We start from the raw sequence: 17,492 nt of genomic DNA, 5'->3' as shown, positions 1-17,492 counted from the left end.
TGAACCGCGTAGCCGCAGGCGCACCGCCCACAAGAAAATGATCTATCTGACGCATATAAAAAGTCCGTAGAACGAGTGATGCTGAAGAATGATGCAATATATTATTGCAGGCAACAGGAATTACATGGTATCTAACCTGCAATTATGCAGGTTCAAAATTGGAACGACTATCAAGCATTTCTCGCGGTGGCGCTTTCAGGGCAGTTGGCGCGAGCTGCCGCCAATTTAGGTGTCGATGCAACGACAATCAGTCGTCGCGTGAAACGACTTGAACGCAGGTTAGATCAAACGCTTTTCGAGAAAACTCGCACTGGACAAATATTGACCGAGGCCGGGGAAAAACTGCTCGAAGCCGTAGAGCTCATGGCTAGTGCCGCCGAAAATATTGATGAGTTAAAGCATTCCAAAACCGGGCCTTTCGGTAATCTCAGAATAAGTGTTTCGGAGGGATTCGGTGGGTGGCTTTTGTCAATGCATGCGCAGAAATTCATTGAAAAGAACCCGCGACTGCAATTGGAGCTCGTTTCCGGCAGCGGCTTCCTAAGTCCTTCCAAGAGGGAAGCTGACATTGCAATTCTTCTTTCAAAGCCGCGGAGTGGTCCCATAAGGGCCAAAAAATTGACTGATTACACTTTGCGCCTTTACGCGTCTCCAACCTATCTTAAACGCTTTGGCAATCCGGAAACTTTGTCCGACCTAGCCACCGGACATAGGATCGTTGGCTATGTCCCGGATCTACTTTATGCACCGGAACTGCAATTCTTGGAAGAATACGACCCTTCCTTGGTGGCCACCATTAAATCGACAAGCATTATTGCGCAACTGCGCTTCATCGAGTCAGGTGCGGGAGTTGGTGTCCTTCCTTGCTTCATCGCCGGATCCTATCCCGGACTACAAAGAATTATACCAGATATTGAAATTACGCGAAGCCTTTGGCTCGTTACTCACAAGGATAATGAAACGCTTTCTCGCGTACTAGCCGGAAAAAATTGGCTTCAGCATTTGGTGTCAGAGATGCGCAATGAGTTAGTCCCTCCGAGCTAGCACCTAAACGACCAGAAAAGTTGTTGGACGCCGCTGGCTCGATCTTGGAAGATGCCCCCCTGAAGTCACACCCATGCCAGCGCAACCATTTTGAATGCAATCGCGATTCGGGGGCTTTTTGCCGCCATCCCGCTTTCAGCAAACTGTAGGCGCAAATTTCAGAGAACTAAAATGGCTCTACCACGCCCCGTATATGCCTTCGCCATCCATGCCCATTGCCGACAAATGCTGGTATCTTTGGTGGTACGCGCGCGATTACTGGTTTTATTAATAATGCGATAACAAATACATAGGCTGGAAATGCGATTCCGGCTCGGCCAAGCATATCTCGGTTTTTATATTTAATTTCCCATAGCATGGTTCCGGGAAATCACTGCAACACGGTCGTGCCTATCGTGCTCGTCAAAATGCCTTATCGGCTGTGATCGATGAACTTCCAGTCCAGTTCCGCAACCCCGCTATTCCCGGTTTTACGGTTTCGCGCGAACAAGACGACCCGGTATCGGCCTTTGGCTGGCGTCGCGATTGTGCCAGCGAAACGACCGGGCGCTTCGATGAAAGCTAGCGGTGCAGAGCCGAGCAGCCTGCTGCCTTTCCAGACGGTCGCTTCCACTTCATATTCGGCTGCATCCCAGAGACCTCCCGGTGAAATCGGACAGCCGCACATCAATTCCACTTTGGCGTCAACCCAGAGTCCCTCATCCTTTCGGGCTATCTGCGGAGTTATCGCGAGCCCTGGCAATTCGATAGTCCAGCCATCGCCAATCGTCAGGTCCTTGCCAGGCAAGAACCAGCGTTGCGACCGGACTGTCACCGCTGATTGCGGTTTTGCGTTCGGCCCTGTTATGATCGCTTCGACAAGCGTGGGTCGATCAATATCGATCGCCGTAAGGAAAGCAGCAGCATCGGGTGTCGAGCGCAACGGGCTACGCCCGTTCGCTTCCATGATTTTCTTGGTGTCGCCGGTTCCGCCCTTGGTCTTGCCCTGAACGAGAAGTCTGCCGGTACGGACATCGCGTAATGTCACCGCTGCCCCACCCATGCTGTCGCCAACGAACTTGGCATCCGCGCTGATCACCCTCACAGCAATTTGCGTCGGCTCGGCGCTCAAATGCGACGACGCCAAGCCGAGGGAAACAATTACGATCCCGGTTCGAATTATTGATAGCATGACATTCTTCCGCAAGTTGGGACGCAAGATCTTATTTCGGTCCTATCATGTACACACCGAAACAGGCCAAGATGAATATGCACGTTGACGGTTCATTTTCGAGGCCGGCTGTCCAGTGCATAATGACCTGGCCCATGAGCGAAAATCAACATGAGCGCGCCAAGGATCGCCACGTTCTTGAAAAGTGGCCCCACATGGCCCGGCGCGAAATGAATTGTGACGGTAATCGGGGCCAACGTTGCAAACAGTGCGATGGCGGACAGGCGCGTCATACAGCCCAGCGCTAGTGTTGTCCCTACCGCAACGAACACGCCTCCAGATAGCCAAAGCAACCAGATTGGATCGCCAAATGCGTTTATTGTGTCGCGCCAAGGGGATTCGTCCATTCGCGCCAGCATTTCGTTCGATCTGCCGAAATGTCCCAGCCCGCCGATGATGAAGATCAAGCTCGTCAAGAACCGGAATATCGGGTCTGCAAGGGCCTTCACCCGCTCACCAGGCTCCATCAATGATTCAAATTTCCTCAACATTGTCCCGATCCCTCCCCACTGCCCGTTAGCGCCTGAGGGTAGATTGAGAAAACCGATATTGCGGCTGACGGTCATTCAGTTAACCGATTAACGGTTGATAGCGGATTGCAAATGCAGGGCCCGGACAGGAGGAGGTGGCGTCCGGGCCCTGCGGTCATCGAACTGGCAAAGCCAGTCGAAGTTTATTTGACGTTTACGGTGCGCAGATAGGGGCGATGTTCGACCCAACCTTGCGGGAACAGGGTCGCGGCTTCTTCATTGGCGATTGATGGTGGGATGATGACATCCTTGCCCGGGGTCCAATCCGCAGGGGTTGCAATGCGTTTGGCATCGCTCAGCTGCAGTGCGTCGATGACGCGAAGGATTTCGTCAAAATTCCGTCCAACGCTCATCGGGTATGTCATGGTCAGGCGGATCTTCTTTTTCGGGTCGATGATGAACACCGAACGCACAGCCGCCGTTTCGCTCTGATCGGGGTGGATCATTTCATAGGTCTTGGCAATGGCCAGATCGGTATCCGCGACAATGGGGAAGGTGAGGTTGGTGTGCTGGGTGTCGTTGACGTCGGCAATCCACTCAAGATGTTCTTCAACCGAGTCGGTCGAAAGGCCGAGCGGCTTCACATCGCGCTTTGCAAACTCATCAGCCAATTGCGCCGTGCGCCCCATCTCGGTCGTGCAGACCGGGGTGAAGTCGGCAGGATGGCTGAAGAAAAAGACCCAACTGTCACCAGCCCAATCGTGCAGGCTGATTTTGCCTACCTGGGTGTCGACGGTGAAATCGGGGGCGATATCGCCAATATGGAGAGACATTTGCAATTCCTTTTCTAGAATTTCGATGAACTGGAATTGCCACTCACGACACATAATTGCAAATACAATATATCGATTAATGTAAGTGAATGTTTGAATGGGTGTCAGCGATTGCCGATTTGCAATCGCTTCACCGCCAGCGCGGCCATCATTGGCCGGTGGCTGATCAGAATTAGCCCGGTGTTGCTACAGGCCAGCCACCGATCCAGCTGATCGATCAGGCGGGCCTCTGTCTCGGCGTCAAGACCTTCGCTCGGCTCATCAAGTACCAGCCAGGGTCGTTTCGCCAGCAGCGCGCGTGCCAGAGCGATTCGCCTTTGCTGCCCTCCGGAAAGCCGTGCACCACTTTCGCCAAGCCATTGGCAGAGCCCGTCAGGAAGCTCCCGCACAAAGTCTGAAGCACAGGCCGTATCGAGCGCCTGCCACATATCGGCTTCGCTTATGCCCGGCCGTGCCATGCGCAGATTGTCGGCAACCGAACCGGCGATCAGGCCAGGCTCTTGCATTGCTGGGGCTGATATTTGCTGTAAGATGTCTAGCGGCAGGGTGCGCGCATCGATGCCGTCGATTAGCAATGTTTCGGGTGCATCGACACGAAGCCCACCCAGCATTGCTGCAAGCCGTGTTTTACCAGCTCCGGACGGCCCGTCGAGTAACAGCCGTTCACCCGGCCCGACGATTAAGCGACTATTCCCACTGACAAATTCCAGCGTCGGGGCGGCTGAAATGGGCGTTTCGTCCTCTACGGTTCGAACGGGTAAAGCAAGTAACGCTTCAAGCCTGACTATAGCGTCCGCCCGTTCGGTTTCCCGAAGGTCACCCATCACCAATTGCCCCCAGGTCTCGGCGGCGCCCAAGGCAGCGAGAGCGCCCAGAGCGAGTAATGGTGCAGGCGCATCGGCCAGCAAGAACATCGCTGCGAGCATGACCCCCGTCAGTGCGGTTTGACCGGACTGAACCATCGCTTCGATACGCGTAGATTGCAGACGTGCGTCATCATGTGCCTTCGCTGTCTCGTTCAGCGAATGCGCAACGCGCTGCCCAAGCCCATAAATGGCAATGTCAGCACTCGCGCGGGCATAATCGGTATAGTCGGCCCGCAGCGCGGACAAGCTTTCCGCTAATTGGCCAGAAAGTGCCAACATCCTTTCCCGGGCGAAATAGAGGGGAAGCCATCGCAGCAGAGCCAGCGCGACCAACCAGGGTAACCATGCCAGACCGCCCATTGCAACCACACCGCATGTTCCCGCCAGTGCTGACCACCAATTCGCGGGTTTGCCCAGCCGGTGAACCAGATCATTTTCGATCCGATCGACATCGCTGCCAAGGCGGGCGGCGATATCACCGCTGCGCTCGGCAAATAAGGCTTGTGGTTCGCGCTTCGCCAATTGGAGAAACAGTGCAGGTCGCAATTGCGCCAATGTTTGCAACGCTGCCTTATGGCCGATCAGTCGCTCGCCGTAGCGGGAGAGGGTGCGCGTTATCGCCAGCATCCGGATTGCGGCGCTTGGTAGTAAATAGTTGAAGCCGCGCACCGCGACGAGCCCGCCTGCACCTGCAATCGCAGCGCCGGTCAAAAACCAGCCTGAAAGCGCCAATAAGGCAATTCCGGAAAGCGCGCCGGCAATGGACAGCGCCATTGCGGTGCGATTGGCGGCCCGCTGGCCTTTCCCACAGTCTTCGAGAAGCATCTCTATCATTGCAATTCCAGCACAGAATGGCTTGCCGTGACCAATCGGGCATCGTGCGTGGCTGCTATGACCAACCGGGATTGTGCTTCTTCGGACAACAGGTCAATGACTGCACGGGCAGCGACATCATCAAGATCTGCGGTAGGCTCGTCGAGCAACAGCAATGGGCGGCCTGATGCGATGGCGCGCATCAACCCGAGGCGCCGTCGCTCGCCGCCCGAAAGGCCCGAGCCTCTATGATCAATTATGGCGTCGAGTCCGTTTCGCTCCCCAAACATGCTGTCGAGGCCGAGGCGAGCGGCAAGTGCCAATAGAGCTTCATCACTATATTCGGTTCCACATGGGGCAATATTGATGCGCAGATCGCCGCGAAACAGCGCAACTGTTTGCCCAGCCCATGCAACCTTGCCAGTCAGCGCAGCGGGATTGATCGCCGTTCCATCGGCGACAAGCTCACCCTGATTTATCGGCATTAACCCCGCAATAGCTTTCAACAGGCTCGATTTCCCTGATCCTGTCGGGCCATGCAGAATGTGCAGACCGGGTGATGGCCACAGGCAGTCGACCGGTCCGATTCTCTGTCCATCAGGGTAGCGGAGCGCAACTTTCCGTAACTCCAATTGCTTCGGCATGGTTTCGAGTTGCGCCGAATTGTCCGCCTGATCCATTTGCCCCACTTCCTCGTCGATCCGCAATGCGGCTGACTCGCCCTGCTGTTTTTCATGATAGGCGGTCGCCAGACGGCGAATGGGCAGATAGAATTCCGGCGCCATCACCAGCGCAAAGAAGGCCTCGGCTAGTCCAAGTTGTTCGGGTGCCCGAAAGGGTAACAATCCGAGGAGCGAGAAACCGGCGTAAACAGCGATCAGCGCGACCGACAATGCAGCAAAAAACTCCATGATCGCGCTGGAGGCAAAGGCGATACGCAATACATGGACTGTCCGGTCAGCGACCTCTTTTGTCGCGGTACCGAGGTGACGGCCAATCCGCTCCTCAACGCCAAAAGCAAGAATGGACGGAAGGTTTTGCACCCGGTCGACGAACAGTCCTGACATGCGGGTAAGTGCAGCAAGCTGCGCATCGGATTCTTTGCGCGCGGCGAATCCGGCGAGCGCCATTCCGAGTGCAAAGGGCAACAGTGTTGCCAGCATGATGGCTGCGGCCACCCAGCTGGCCGGAGCAACAAGCACCGCAACCAGCAAAGGCGACAGCGTGGCAGCGGCTCTAATAGGAAGGTAGCGGGCCACATGACCCTCAATGGCTTCTGGATTGTCAATCGCCAGGCGCACATCCTCGCCAATGAGGCGGTTGCGCCGTGTGCCTGAAACCAAAAGCATTTGATGAAGTCGCGTACGCAGCTGCCCCTTGTGGGAGGTTGCGGCTTTCTGTGCTGAATAGCGTGCAGAAAATTGTGCCACCGCTCTCAGGAATCCGCCGCCGGCGATCAACATCACAGCTGTTCCGATACCGAACCAGATGCTCGATCCGGCGACGGCGCTTATGCAGTTGGCAAGCCCTGTGGCGAACATTGCAGCACCAAACACATCGGCAAGCCGCCAGCCCACAGCTGCCATATGCGGACGGCCGGGCAATGTGGTATGTCTGCGGTGAGCATCGGATGGCATTTTGAAGCTTGACATCAATTCAATTCTATAGATACATTATTTGTATAAATGAAGTTCATTTTTTGAGTCGAAGGCCTCCCCTGCATATCGCTCGCGGTGCCTAGTATATGGAGCAATTCGATGGATATGGCAGTTGTAGAATTGTCGCGGCTGCAATTTGCGCTGACGGCGATGTATCACTTCCTTTTTGTTCCGCTCACGCTCGGTCTGTCTTTCATCCTTGTTATCATGGAGAGCATCTATGTGATGACGGGCCGCGAAATATGGCGGACGATCACCCGTTTCTGGGGCAAATTATTCGGCATCAACTTCGTACTCGGGGTCGCAACCGGTATAACGATGGAATTCGAATTTGGGACCAACTGGTCCTATTATTCGCATTATGTCGGCGATATTTTCGGCGCACCGCTCGCGATTGAAGGGCTGATGGCCTTTTTCCTTGAAGCAACTTTCGTCGGGCTGATGTTCTTCGGGTGGGACAAATTGTCGCGGGTCAAGCATCTGATGGTGACCTTCATGGTCGCCCTCGGCTCCAACCTCTCCGCGCTCTGGATTCTGATTGCCAATGGCTGGATGCAGAATCCGGTCGGTTCGAAATTCAATCCCGAAACCATGCGAATGGAAGTCACTGATTTCTATTCGGTTTTATTCAACCCCGTTGCCCAGGCAAAATTCGTCCATACCGTTAGTGCGGGTTATGTCGCAGCTTCCGTCTTCGTTCTAGGTGTTTCCGCCTGGTATATGCTCAAAGGCAAATGGGTTGGTGTCGCGCGCCGTTCGATGATGGTCGCTTCCGCTTTCGGCTTGGCCTCTTCTCTCTCCGTTGTCGTCCTAGGCGATGAATCGGGATATGCGTTAACCGACAACCAGAAGATGAAGCTCGCGGCGATCGAGGCGATGTGGGAAACCGAACCGGCTCCCGCCGGATTGGCCATTTTCGGTGTTCCCGACATGGATGCGCAGGAAACACATTATGAAGTCAAGATTCCCTATGTACTCGGGCTGATCTCGACCCGCAGCCTTTCTGGTGAAGTCGAGGGCATCAACGAACTGGTGCTGCGCGCGGACGAGCGTATTCGCACAGGCATATTGGCTTATGATGCGGTCGAAAAACTGAAAGTTGATCGCGAGGACATAGCCGCGCGCGAAACCTTTGAACGGCATAAGGCTGATCTGGGTTATGCAATGCTGCTCAAACGCTACATCAGCGATCCGCGTCAGGCGAGTGATGCCCAGATTTTGCAGGCCGCACGCGATACGATACCCAATGTGCCGGTGATGTTCTGGCTGTTCCGTTTCATGGCCGGGCTTGGTTTCTTCTTCATCGCCTTCTTTGCGGCAGCTTTCTATTGCGCTTCGGCTTGCGGCTTTAACCGGAAGTGGTTCCTCCGTCTCGCGGTAGCCATCATTCCGTTACCATGGTTTGCGATCGAATTTGGTTGGGTCCTGGCAGAAATCGGACGCCAGCCCTGGGCGGTCGAAGGGGTCTTGCCGACTTTCCTCGCGGCTTCCTCGCTCTCCATTGCGCAGATCTGGACCACAATAATCGGCTTCACTCTGCTCTACGGGACGCTGGCCGTTATCGAAATTCGCTTGATGCTGGCCACAATCCGCAAGGGGCCCGTCGAAGCACCGCATCATGACAACAACGGGCCCGCCAACCTGCCCGGTGTCGGCTACGCGCCTGTGCCTGCAGAATAAGGGAGAAAGATGATGGGACTTCCCCTTGATTACGAAACGCTGCGTCTGATCTGGTGGCTGTTGCTTGGCGTGCTGCTGATCGGTTTTGCACTGACAGACGGCTACGATTTGGGCGTCGCAACCCTGATGCCGTTCATAGGCAAAACCGACGAAGAACGGCGTATGGTCATCAACAGTATTGCCCCGACATGGGAGGGCCATCAAGTGTGGTTCATCCTCGGTGGCGGCGCAATTTTTGCCGCATGGCCGTTTGTATATGCGGTCAGTTTCTCGGGCTTTTACCTCGCTATGTTTCTGGTTTTGGCCGCGCTGATACTACGCCCCGTCGCATTCAAATATCGTTCAAAGCGGCCGGATGCGGCATGGCGCAACCGTTGGGATTGGGCGTTGTTCATAGGTGGGGCGGTGCCTGCGCTGGTCTTCGGGGTTGCCGTGGGTAATGTACTGACAGGTGCTCCTTTCCGTCTTGACAGCGACCTACGCAGTTTCTTTGAAGGCAGCCTGATCGGATTGTTCCATCCTTTCTCCTTGCTTGCCGGTCTGCTGTCGGTGGCAATGGTTGTGCTTCACGGCGCCGGTTGGCTGTCGGTGAAGATCGAACCTGGCCCGGTGATGGATCGCGCCCGCCGGATCGGATCGGTAGCAGCGATCGTTGCAATCCTGTTGTTCGCTGCGGGCGGAGCGATGGTCGCCTGGTATGGCATGGGTTTCCGCATCGAAGGTGTTGTAGATCCCAATGGCCCTTCCAATCCGCGGTTCGTCAAGACGGTCGCCGCCTCCGGCGCATGGCTCGATAATTACAGCCGCTATCCGTGGATGGTTATTGCACCAGTGCTTGGCTTTGCAGGCCCTGCGCTCGCTCTGTTGGCGATGGCGAAACGCAGCCACCATCTGCTGATTGCGGGCTCTTCCTTGGCGACAATCGGTATCATCTCAACAGTCGGACTGTCGATGTTCCCCTTCATCCTGCCAAGTTCGATTGACGCGCAGTCTAGTCTAACCGTTTGGAACGCTTCGTCGAGCCATCTCACGCTGTTCATCATGCTGGCCGTGACGTTGATCTTCCTACCGCTTGTGCTGGCCTATACCGCCTGGGTGATGAAGGTTCTTTTCGGGCGTGTCACACTCGCGGACGTTCGCACCAACCCCGACTTTTATTGAACAAGGAAACTGCGCCAATGTGGTATTTCGCATGGATATTGGGCTTGGGGTTGGCAGTCGCCTTCGGCATTATCAACGGGATGTGGCACGAGTTCAGCCTACCTGAAGATGAGGATCCTAATCTGTGATCTGTGTGTTTGGGATGACGTGCTAACGGCTTTGCTGTATGTTCGGGCGCGACCAAAGCACGGCCCGCACAGCAATAAGTTCAGCCGCAAGCCATTGCCGACCGAGCTGTAGGCCGATTTGTAAGTTGCGGTGCAAGCACATGACGCAAGGGCTACAATCGACTTCTGCCGAGCGGCGGCCAAGCGTGGCGTGCCCAAGTGGATCCGTTAAGAAGCGAAACCTTGACCCACCCAGTCCATTAGCTTCAACTACACAGTTACATTTTTTGCAGTAATGTGTATGATAATAAGAAGATGTGATTAGGGGTAGTGAGGTTATGGTAACGGACAATATGGCGCACAGCCTGCAAATTGGCGATGCCGCGCCGAATTTTCAGGCGCGTAGCACGCAGGGGAATATCAGCCTGTCAGATTTTCGAGGCAAATGGCTCGTCCTCTTCTCGCACCCCGCAGATTTCACGCCGGTATGCACCAGCGAATTTGTGGCATTGGCCAAAGCCAAAGATCGCTTTGACGCCATAGGCTGCGCGCTCATCGCCGTATCGGTCGACAGTCTTTATTCGCATTTTGGCTGGATCAGCGCGATCCGTGAGGGGTTGGGCGTGTCGCTCAACTTCCCGATTGTCGAAGACCCGTCGCTGGTCATCGGCCGCGCCTATGGCATGATCTCCGACCGTTCGCAGGATGCTTCGGCGATGCGGAGCAGCTATTATATTGATCCGGAGGGCATAATCCGGGCCGTCACGACTTATCCGGCGACAATTGGTCGTTCCGTTGAAGAAATGCTTCGCATCGTTGCAGCCTTGCAGCGCGTGGATCAGGGCGGCGCGGTGACGCCGGAGGGTTGGCATCCAGGTGATCCTGCGCTGATACCGCCGCCGCTAGACGTGCAGTCCTTTGCTGAGAGGGCCAGCGACCCGCTGTGGTTCTATAAGTTCGAAGGCAGTAGCAAATGACCGGCACTATGCATGACATCGCAGAGCTTGCCGAACTGTTCCGCGTGCTCGGGCATGAGACCCGGCTTGGCCTGGTGGGCAATCTCCATGACCGGGGCGAGTCCAGCGTTGGCCAGCTTGAAGCCTATTCCGGCGTGGGCCAACCGGCATTGTCCCAGCAACTGGCGGTATTGCGCAAGGCAGAACTTGTGCTGACCCGCCGCGAGGCCAAGCAGATTCATTACCGGATCAATCCAAGCAAGATATTGCTTTTGAAAGATTTCCTGGCCGCACTTGCGTTAGACGAAGTGGTCTTGAAACAACCCTTAAGCCCGCCACCGCCTACGGCAGGGGCTGCTGGTTTCGCTCGCATAATCAGCTAGTCCGTGTGAGCAGGGTAAGGTAACCCTATGCCGCCTTGGAAACATCTTCTTTCGGACCAAAGCGGTCGCAAAGCATATCGATGATAGCTTTGATGTCTTCATTGGCAAGGCGATAGAAGATCGTCGTTCCGTCGCGCCTCGTTGCTACTACTCCGCTACCCCTGATGCGAGCCAAATGCTGTGAGACGCTTGATTGAGACAGGCCGGATAGTTCAACCAATTCGTTTACCGCACATTCGCCATGCTTCAGTCGGCACAACAGCAACAGTCGTTGTTCATTGGCCAGCACTTTAAGCAATTCGGCAGCCTGTGACGCGTTTTGTGACAGCGTGGCCATCTGGAGATCTGCAAGGTTCATGGCGTCGCCGTATCCTTTCCGTCGTCGCGTAACACAATATAAATTGCCGGGATCACCAGCACCGTCAGCAAAGTTGATGAGGCCAGCCCGAACAACAGCGAGATAGCAAGACCCTGGAAAATCGGGTCGCTAAGGATCGTTGCCGCGCCGATCATGGCGGCGGCGGCCGTTAACACGATCGGTTTGAAACGGATGGAACCGGCTTCGATCAGTACCTGGCGCAAGGGCTTGTCCGGAGCCTGAGCATGGCGGATGAAATCGACCAGCAAAATCGAATTGCGCACGATAATCCCGGCTAGCGCGATGAAGCCAATCATCGATGTGGCGGTAAAGGGCGCCTGAAACAGCATATGACCTAGCACGATACCTACCAACGTCAGCGGCACGGGTGTCAGAATGACCAGCGGTAGTTTGAAACTACGGAACTGGGCAACCACCAGCACATATATTCCCAGCAAGGCGACCATGAAGGCAGCGCCCATATCCCGGAAGGTAACCCAGGTGATTTCCCATTCGCCATCCCATAATAGTGTCGGCGTGGCCTCATCCTTGGGCTGACCGTTCAGACTGATTACCGGCTTCACCAATCCCTTGGCGGCCCAATCAACCTCGTCAATCGCCCTGTTGACAGCGAGCATGCCGTAAATCGGTGCCTCATAATCGCCCGCCAGTTCGGCGAGCACCATGTCGGCCGAGCGCCCATCGCGGCGGAAGATGTTGTGGCTGCCTTGATCATTTTGAGCGCTGACCACTGCTCCAAGCTCAATCAACCCACCATTTGGGGCCTGGGCTACCGGAGTAGAGGCCAAGGTCGACGTCCAGGATCGCGCAGATTGTGGCAACGCGACCGTGATCGGCAGGGGTGAGCGTCCGTCGCCGCGCGGCACATAGCCGACCGTCTGGCTGCCAAGCAGTGCTCCGATGCTGTCGTTGATCTGCCGTTCCGATAGCCCGTAATAGTCGATCCGGTCGCGCTCCGGGATCAGCCGCAATCTGGGCCGCTGAGCACCAAAACTGTTGTCGACATCGACAATATAGGGAACCGACTTAAAGATCTTTTCGACCTCCAGTGCAGTCTTGCGACGGGTTTCGGCATCGGGGCCGTAAATTTCGGCAAGCAGCGTCGCCATCACCGGAGGCCCCGGCGGCGTTTCGACGACCTTGATCGAAGCGCCTGCAGGCAGCTTCAATGTCTTCAGCTTCTCGCGCAGATCAAGAGCGACATCATGGCTTGAGCGATCGCGATCATCCTTGGGGGCGAGCGTGACCATGACATCACCCATTTCCGGGCGTGCCCTCAGGAAATAGTGGCGCACCAGGCCGTTGAAATTGAACGGCGCAGAGGTGCCCGCATAAGCCTCCATCGAAACCGTTTCGGGCAGAGAGCGGGTGACGGCGGCCACATCTTCCAAAACCCGTGCCGTGTTCTCCAGCGCGGTTCCCTCGGGCATGTCGACCACCACCTGAACCTCGGACTTGTTGTCAAAGGGCAGGAGTTTCACCGTCACGGCTTTGAAGTAGAACATCGAGCAAGCCAGCAGCGTCGCTACCCCAACCCATATCAGGAAGGTCTTGGCCGACTTTTTGGTGTCGATAATGCGATGCGCAACCTTTGCATAGGCAACGCCCAGCTTCCCGCCATCCTCTGCATGGCCATGGCCACCTTCAAGCGTTTTGCGAGCGAAGCGGATCATCAGCCACGGCGCGATTACAACCGCGACAAAGAATGAAAAGACCATCGCTGCCGAAGCGTTGACCGGAATCGGGGCCATATAGGGTCCCATTAGACCCGAAACGAACAACATGGGTAATAGCGCGACGACAACGGTCAGCGTCGCGACAATTGTCGGGTTGCCCACTTCGGCGACGGCTTCGACCGCTGCATCGATGCGGCTGCGGTCATCGTCCATCGCCCAATGCCGGGCGATATTCTCGATCATGACAATGGCGTCATCGACCAATATGCCGATCGAGAAAATCAGTGCAAACAGGCTGACGCGGTTAATGGTAAAGCCCATCAGGTTTGATGCGAACATGGTGAGCAAGATCGTGGTCGGGATGACAACTGCCGTTACACCCGCCTCACGCCAGCCAATGGCAAAGCCGATCAACGCAACGATCGAGATTGTCGCCAGCGCGAGGTGAAACAGCAGTTCGTTGGCTTTTTCGTTCGCGGTTTCGCCATAATTCCGCGTTACCGATACCTCGACACCATCGGGTATCAGGCTGCCTTTCATCAGTTTAAGCCGTTCGAGAATGGACTCAGACAGGACGACTGCATTGGCGCCGCTGCGCTTTGCAACAGCCAGACTGACCGCAGGGGCACTATGCCATTTGCCCTCATTCTCGGCCCAGCGCCACGCGCGCGCCTGATCCTCACGTGGGCCCTGATCGACATTGGCAACGTCGCGCAGATAGACGGGTGCGCCGGTTGCCGAACGCACTGTCAAAAGCCCGACTTCCTGTGCCGAGGTCAGCGTGCGTCCCGCAGAAACCGACATGGCCTTGCCACCCTCGCGTATCGTTCCAACCGGAAAGGATCGGTTCGCCTGTCCAGCCGCTTCGATAACGCTGCCTAGGGGCACGCCATATTGGCTGAGCCTAGCCGGATCAGGCTGGATACGCACTTCGTCGGGACGACCGCCTGTGATAAATGTCAGGCCGACATTGTCGACCTTGGCGATTTCGGTGCGCAACTTGCCCGCAAGCTCATAGAGTGCCTGATCGGACCATTGGCCGACCGCGCCGGGTTTGGGCGTCAATGTCAGGACCACAATTGGCACGTCATTTATCCCGCGCACTGTCACCTTGGGGTCGGGTATGCCTACAGGGATGCGGTCCCAATTGGCCTGCAGTTTCTCGTTAATGCGGATGGCGGCATCTTCCGGGTCAGATCCGACAAGGAAACGCGCGGTCACCATCACGCCATCATCTTCAGCCTGCGTATAGACATGCTCGACACCGTCGACGCTCTTGACAATGGTTTCGAGGGGAATGCCGACCAACTCAACCGCATCGGGTGCCGCAAGGCCTGGGGCCATCACCTGGATATCGACCATCGGAACACTGATTTGGGGTTCTTCCTCGCGCGGAATCGCCATCAAGGCGAGCAGCCCGACAGCAATCGACGCCAGCAGGAACAGCGGCGTCAGCGGAGAAGTTATCGTTGCGCGGGTCAGCCGCCCCGATATGCCCAGATTCATTTTCTGCTACCCGCAGTATAGAGCGTGTCGCCTTCACCGACGCCGCTCAATATCTCGACCATTCCAGCGTCGGCGGCGGGCGCAAGCTGCACCGGAACGCTCGATAGCGCACCATCCTTGGCGACGACATCGACATAGTCCATGCCATAACGGGTTGAGACAAATTTGCGTGGAACGACAATGGCATTGCGTTGCCCAACCTCAACAGTCGCGCTGACGCGGCGCCCGACCGAGATAGTAGCGAGGCCGGAAACGGTGGCATCCACACGCACCCGGCCCCCGGCGATGGCAGGATAAACCTGCACCACCTGCCCGACGAGCGACCCGGAGGGCATATCAGGATCGGCAAGAGAAATCCGCGCACCAACACGGATTTTGTCTACCAATGATTCGGGAAGGTCGAGCCGCACAATTGGATCGCCTGCAGTAATCGTGGCAACCGAAACGCCGGGCGCAACCGCAGAGCCTTGCGGCACATCGGCACGCAGAACCCGGCCAGATGCAGGCGCTATAATCGCGCCCTGCCCGGCAACACTTGAGACGGCCCCTTGCTGTGCACGGGCAGCGGCCACCTGCGCATTGGCAGCGCGGGCAGCGGCTTCGGCCTGTTCGAGACGCGCTTTGGCATAAACATTCTGGTTGTAGAGATAGCGGATGCGTTCCAGTTCGGCTTGCGCACGGCCCGCTTCCGCCTGTGCCGCCGCAATCTGCGCACCAAAGGCTGCGGATTCATATCCAAGCCGGGAGTCGACCACCATTCCGATCCTCTGGCCCTTTTTGACCATGTCGCCTTCACGTACAGTCAGGCTTTGCAAAATGCCGGGGATGCGCACCGTTGCTTCGGCCATGTCGCGGGTCGTAATTTCGGCACCAACCGCTTTCATATCCGCCATCGGCATGGCTTTCAGCAGCAATCTTTCACCACCTTTGGCGGCTTCGGCTTTCGGTGTTGTTGCCTGCTCGCCGCCGCAGGCTGCAAGCGGTAGGGTCAAGGCTAACAGCAACGACAGATAGGAACGGCTACGCATCGGGTTACTCCTCAACCGCGAACAATAGGGAGGCCAGCAGACTTCCACGCGCCAATGCCGCCCGCAAGATGCGTTTCAATGGCGGCCTGTGCCGACGCGCATTTGTCGAGTGCCATGGCCGATCGCTTGCCGCCCGCGCATTGGAGCACGACGGTCTTGCCGCCGGCGTCAGGGATAAGTGAAGCCTGAAAGCGGGACAGCGGCATGTTGATCGCGCCTGCGATATGGCCATCGGAAAATTCGTCGACTTCCCGGACGTCTACCAACAAAACAGCATCGTCTTTCAGCATTGCAGAGAGCTCTGTCGCACTGATTTCCTTATGTTTGTTGCCGCCGAAACCGAACATGGGAACCTCCAAATCAATTTGTATATTGCATATATCGTTTAATTATCATATTTAGTCAATATACGAAAATCAGAATGATGGCAGGAGACGATCATGACGACCCCCAGGATAGTGGTAATAGGCGCCGGACTCGGCGGAACAATCGCGGCCTACGAAATCAATGGCGCGGTCGGCAATCGTGCGGAAATCCTGATGATTTCCGACTCGGACACTTATTCTTTCGTCCCCTCAAACCCTTGGGTCGCGGTTCGTTGGCGCGAGCCGGAGGCCATACAGGTCCACCTGCCACCGATCTTTGCCAAAAAGAGAATCGGCTTCACTTCTGCGGGTGCCAAGCGCATTCATCCAGCAGAAAAACGGGTTGATCTTAACAATGGCGAGTCAGTCAATTACGACTATCTTGTAATTGCAACCGGCCCCGATCTCGCATTTGACGAAATTGAAGGCTTTGGCCCAAATGGCGGTCATACCGTTTCAGTATGTCATACCAGCCATGCTTCCGAAGCCGCAGATGCCTTTGAAGAATTCTGCAAGAATCCGGGCCCGATCGTTGTCGGTGCTGCGCAAGGCGCGTCCTGCTATGGTCCGGCCTACGAATTTGCCTTGATCCTCGATACCGAACTCAAGCGTCGCAAAATCCGCGACAAGGTTCCGATGACCTTTGTCACGGCCGAACCCTATATCGGCCATCTGGGGCTTGATGGGGTCGGTGATACCAAGACGCTTCTCGAAAGCGAGCTACGCAACCGCCACATAAAATGGATTACCAACGCCCGCGTTACCAGCTTTGAAGCAGGCATGGCGCATGTCGAGGAAGTGGCGGACGATGGCTCGGTCAAGTCCAAGCATGATCTACCCTTTGGCTATTCGATGCTGTTGCCTGCCTTCCGCGGTGTCCCGGCGGTGCGCGACATTGAAGGGTTGACCAATCCGCGCGGATTCATCCTGGTCGACAAGCACCAACGTAACCCGAAATTCCCAGAAATTTTCGCATTGGGGGTCTGTGTGGCCATTCCTCCGACAGGGCCGACACCGGTCCCGGTCGGCGTGCCGAAGACCGGCTTCATGATCGAATCGATGGTAACGGCCATTGCCGAAAACTTTGTCGAAATACTTGATGGTAAGGAACCTACGCACGAAGCGACTTGGAACGCGGTCTGCCTTGCTGACTTTGGCGATGGCGGAGTAGCCTTCGTTGCGCAACCGCAAATTCCGCCGCGCAACCTCAACTGGTCGGCGAGCGGCAAATGGGTCCATCTCGCCAAAATCGGCTTCGAGAAATATTTCCTGCGCAAGGTCCGCAAGGGCGAGAGTGAACCATTTTACGAAAAGCTCGCGCTTCATGTGATGGGCATTCGCAAATTGAAAATGTGAC

General features: G+C 56.1%; 16 protein-coding genes. 7 read left to right on the top strand and 9 right to left on the bottom strand.

The annotated features are described in order from the left end of the window. The first annotated feature begins 144 nt into the window (after positions 1-144). On the top strand, positions 145-1,044 hold the full coding sequence (locus Q0239_RS13490; RefSeq protein ID WP_298603716.1) for a LysR family transcriptional regulator: 900 nt from the start codon (positions 145-147) through the stop codon (positions 1,042-1,044). Positions 1,045-1,456: 412 nt separating this feature from the next. Here the strand turns inward: Q0239_RS13490 and Q0239_RS13485 are convergent, their stop codons facing one another. From Q0239_RS13485 to Q0239_RS13465, 5 genes are all read right to left on the bottom strand, one after another. Continuing rightward, positions 1,457-2,122 (bottom strand): hypothetical protein, encoded by a 666-nt coding sequence (locus tag Q0239_RS13485; RefSeq protein WP_298603714.1) that lies wholly within the window; start codon positions 2,120-2,122, stop codon positions 1,457-1,459. A 185-nt stretch (positions 2,123-2,307) separates the two neighbouring features. Further along, a complete protein-coding gene (locus tag Q0239_RS13480) occupies positions 2,308-2,820 on the bottom strand; it encodes a DoxX family protein (RefSeq protein WP_298603712.1) in 513 nt (170 codons plus the stop codon). Between the two features lie 107 nt (positions 2,821-2,927). After that, positions 2,928-3,557, bottom strand: a complete 630-nt coding sequence (locus tag Q0239_RS13475; RefSeq protein ID WP_298603710.1) for a peroxiredoxin — start codon at positions 3,555-3,557, stop codon at positions 2,928-2,930. A 104-nt stretch (positions 3,558-3,661) separates the two neighbouring features. Next, positions 3,662-5,248 (bottom strand): amino acid ABC transporter ATP-binding/permease protein, encoded by a 1,587-nt coding sequence (locus tag Q0239_RS13470; protein ID WP_298603708.1) that lies wholly within the window; start codon positions 5,246-5,248, stop codon positions 3,662-3,664. A 5-nt stretch (positions 5,249-5,253) separates the two neighbouring features. Further along, on the bottom strand, positions 5,254-6,873 hold the full coding sequence (locus tag Q0239_RS13465; RefSeq protein WP_298603706.1) for an ABC transporter ATP-binding protein/permease: 1,620 nt from the start codon (positions 6,871-6,873) through the stop codon (positions 5,254-5,256). 120 nt (positions 6,874-6,993) lie between these two features. Here Q0239_RS13465 and Q0239_RS13460 point away from each other — a divergent pair, with 120 nt between their 5' ends. The 5 genes from Q0239_RS13460 (at position 6,994) to Q0239_RS13440 (ending at position 11,181) form a co-directional block, all read left to right on the top strand. Continuing rightward, entirely contained in the window at positions 6,994-8,574 is a 1,581-nt protein-coding gene (locus tag Q0239_RS13460) for a cytochrome ubiquinol oxidase subunit I (RefSeq protein ID WP_298603704.1), read from the top strand. A 12-nt stretch (positions 8,575-8,586) separates the two neighbouring features. Continuing rightward, complete coding sequence (gene cydB, locus Q0239_RS13455) at positions 8,587-9,735, top strand: cytochrome d ubiquinol oxidase subunit II (protein WP_298603722.1); 1,149 nt, start codon at positions 8,587-8,589, stop codon at positions 9,733-9,735. Between the two features lie 17 nt (positions 9,736-9,752). After that, on the top strand, positions 9,753-9,863 hold the full coding sequence (gene cydX, locus Q0239_RS13450) for a cytochrome bd-I oxidase subunit CydX (protein WP_298603702.1): 111 nt from the start codon (positions 9,753-9,755) through the stop codon (positions 9,861-9,863). Between the two features lie 332 nt (positions 9,864-10,195). Further along, complete coding sequence (locus Q0239_RS13445) at positions 10,196-10,819, top strand: peroxiredoxin (RefSeq protein ID WP_298603720.1); 624 nt, start codon at positions 10,196-10,198, stop codon at positions 10,817-10,819. Then, a complete protein-coding gene (locus Q0239_RS13440) occupies positions 10,816-11,181 on the top strand; it encodes a helix-turn-helix transcriptional regulator (RefSeq protein WP_298603700.1) in 366 nt (121 codons plus the stop codon). The genes Q0239_RS13445 and Q0239_RS13440 overlap by 4 nt, the downstream gene beginning before the upstream one ends. Before the next feature lie 25 nt (positions 11,182-11,206). On the opposite strand, the gene Q0239_RS13435 is transcribed toward Q0239_RS13440, so the two are convergent. Genes Q0239_RS13435 through Q0239_RS13420 form a run of 4 tightly spaced genes read right to left on the bottom strand, consistent with a single transcriptional unit; the run spans position 11,207 to position 16,117 of the window. After that, positions 11,207-11,539, bottom strand: coding sequence for a helix-turn-helix transcriptional regulator (locus Q0239_RS13435; RefSeq protein WP_298603698.1), 333 nt, complete (start codon positions 11,537-11,539; stop codon positions 11,207-11,209). Continuing rightward, positions 11,536-14,742: an efflux RND transporter permease subunit gene (locus Q0239_RS13430; RefSeq protein ID WP_298603696.1), complete on the bottom strand. Its 3,207-nt coding sequence runs from the start codon at positions 14,740-14,742 to the stop codon at positions 11,536-11,538. The genes Q0239_RS13435 and Q0239_RS13430 overlap by 4 nt, the downstream gene beginning before the upstream one ends. Further along, positions 14,739-15,770, bottom strand: a complete 1,032-nt coding sequence (locus tag Q0239_RS13425; RefSeq protein ID WP_298603694.1) for an efflux RND transporter periplasmic adaptor subunit — start codon at positions 15,768-15,770, stop codon at positions 14,739-14,741. The genes Q0239_RS13430 and Q0239_RS13425 overlap by 4 nt, the downstream gene beginning before the upstream one ends. An 11-nt stretch (positions 15,771-15,781) precedes the next feature. Then, positions 15,782-16,117 carry a rhodanese-like domain-containing protein gene (locus Q0239_RS13420; protein ID WP_298603692.1) on the bottom strand — a complete coding sequence of 112 codons (336 nt, stop codon included), beginning with the start codon at positions 16,115-16,117 and terminating at the stop codon, positions 15,782-15,784. 93 nt (positions 16,118-16,210) lie between these two features. Here Q0239_RS13420 and Q0239_RS13415 point away from each other — a divergent pair, with 93 nt between their 5' ends. Beyond that, complete coding sequence (locus tag Q0239_RS13415; RefSeq protein WP_298603690.1) at positions 16,211-17,491, top strand: FAD-dependent oxidoreductase; 1,281 nt, start codon at positions 16,211-16,213, stop codon at positions 17,489-17,491. Position 17,492 lies beyond the last annotated feature (1 nt).

This window comes from uncultured Sphingorhabdus sp. (assembly GCF_937872355.1).
GTDB lineage: Bacteria > Pseudomonadota > Alphaproteobacteria > Sphingomonadales > Sphingomonadaceae > Sphingorhabdus_B.
Note: the sequence above shows the minus strand (reverse complement) of the source record. Positions and strands in the feature narration are given on the sequence as shown.

Excerpts from the sequence above, each read along its gene's own strand:
- cydB (WP_298603722.1), top strand. The coding sequence starts at position 8,587 with ATGGGACTTCCCCTTGATTACGAAACGCTGCGTCTGATCTGGTGGCTG.
- Q0239_RS13435 (WP_298603698.1), bottom strand. The coding sequence starts at position 11,539 with ATGAACCTTGCAGATCTCCAGATGGCCACGCTGTCACAAAACGCGTCA.
- Q0239_RS13415 (WP_298603690.1), top strand. The coding sequence starts at position 16,211 with ATGACGACCCCCAGGATAGTGGTAATAGGCGCCGGACTCGGCGGAACA.
- Q0239_RS13460 (WP_298603704.1), top strand. The coding sequence starts at position 6,994 with ATGGATATGGCAGTTGTAGAATTGTCGCGGCTGCAATTTGCGCTGACG.
- Q0239_RS13430 (WP_298603696.1), bottom strand. The coding sequence starts at position 14,742 with ATGAATCTGGGCATATCGGGGCGGCTGACCCGCGCAACGATAACTTCT.
- Q0239_RS13475 (WP_298603710.1), bottom strand. The coding sequence starts at position 3,557 with ATGTCTCTCCATATTGGCGATATCGCCCCCGATTTCACCGTCGACACC.
- Q0239_RS13470 (WP_298603708.1), bottom strand. The coding sequence starts at position 5,248 with ATGCTTCTCGAAGACTGTGGGAAAGGCCAGCGGGCCGCCAATCGCACC.
- Q0239_RS13425 (WP_298603694.1), bottom strand. The coding sequence starts at position 15,770 with ATGCGTAGCCGTTCCTATCTGTCGTTGCTGTTAGCCTTGACCCTACCG.
- Q0239_RS13445 (WP_298603720.1), top strand. The coding sequence starts at position 10,196 with ATGGCGCACAGCCTGCAAATTGGCGATGCCGCGCCGAATTTTCAGGCG.
- Q0239_RS13440 (WP_298603700.1), top strand. The coding sequence starts at position 10,816 with ATGACCGGCACTATGCATGACATCGCAGAGCTTGCCGAACTGTTCCGC.
- Q0239_RS13465 (WP_298603706.1), bottom strand. The coding sequence starts at position 6,873 with ATGCCATCCGATGCTCACCGCAGACATACCACATTGCCCGGCCGTCCG.
- cydX (WP_298603702.1), top strand. The coding sequence starts at position 9,753 with ATGTGGTATTTCGCATGGATATTGGGCTTGGGGTTGGCAGTCGCCTTC.
- Q0239_RS13480 (WP_298603712.1), bottom strand. The coding sequence starts at position 2,820 with ATGACCGTCAGCCGCAATATCGGTTTTCTCAATCTACCCTCAGGCGCT.
- Q0239_RS13490 (WP_298603716.1), top strand. The coding sequence starts at position 145 with ATGCAGGTTCAAAATTGGAACGACTATCAAGCATTTCTCGCGGTGGCG.
- Q0239_RS13420 (WP_298603692.1), bottom strand. The coding sequence starts at position 16,117 with ATGTTCGGTTTCGGCGGCAACAAACATAAGGAAATCAGTGCGACAGAG.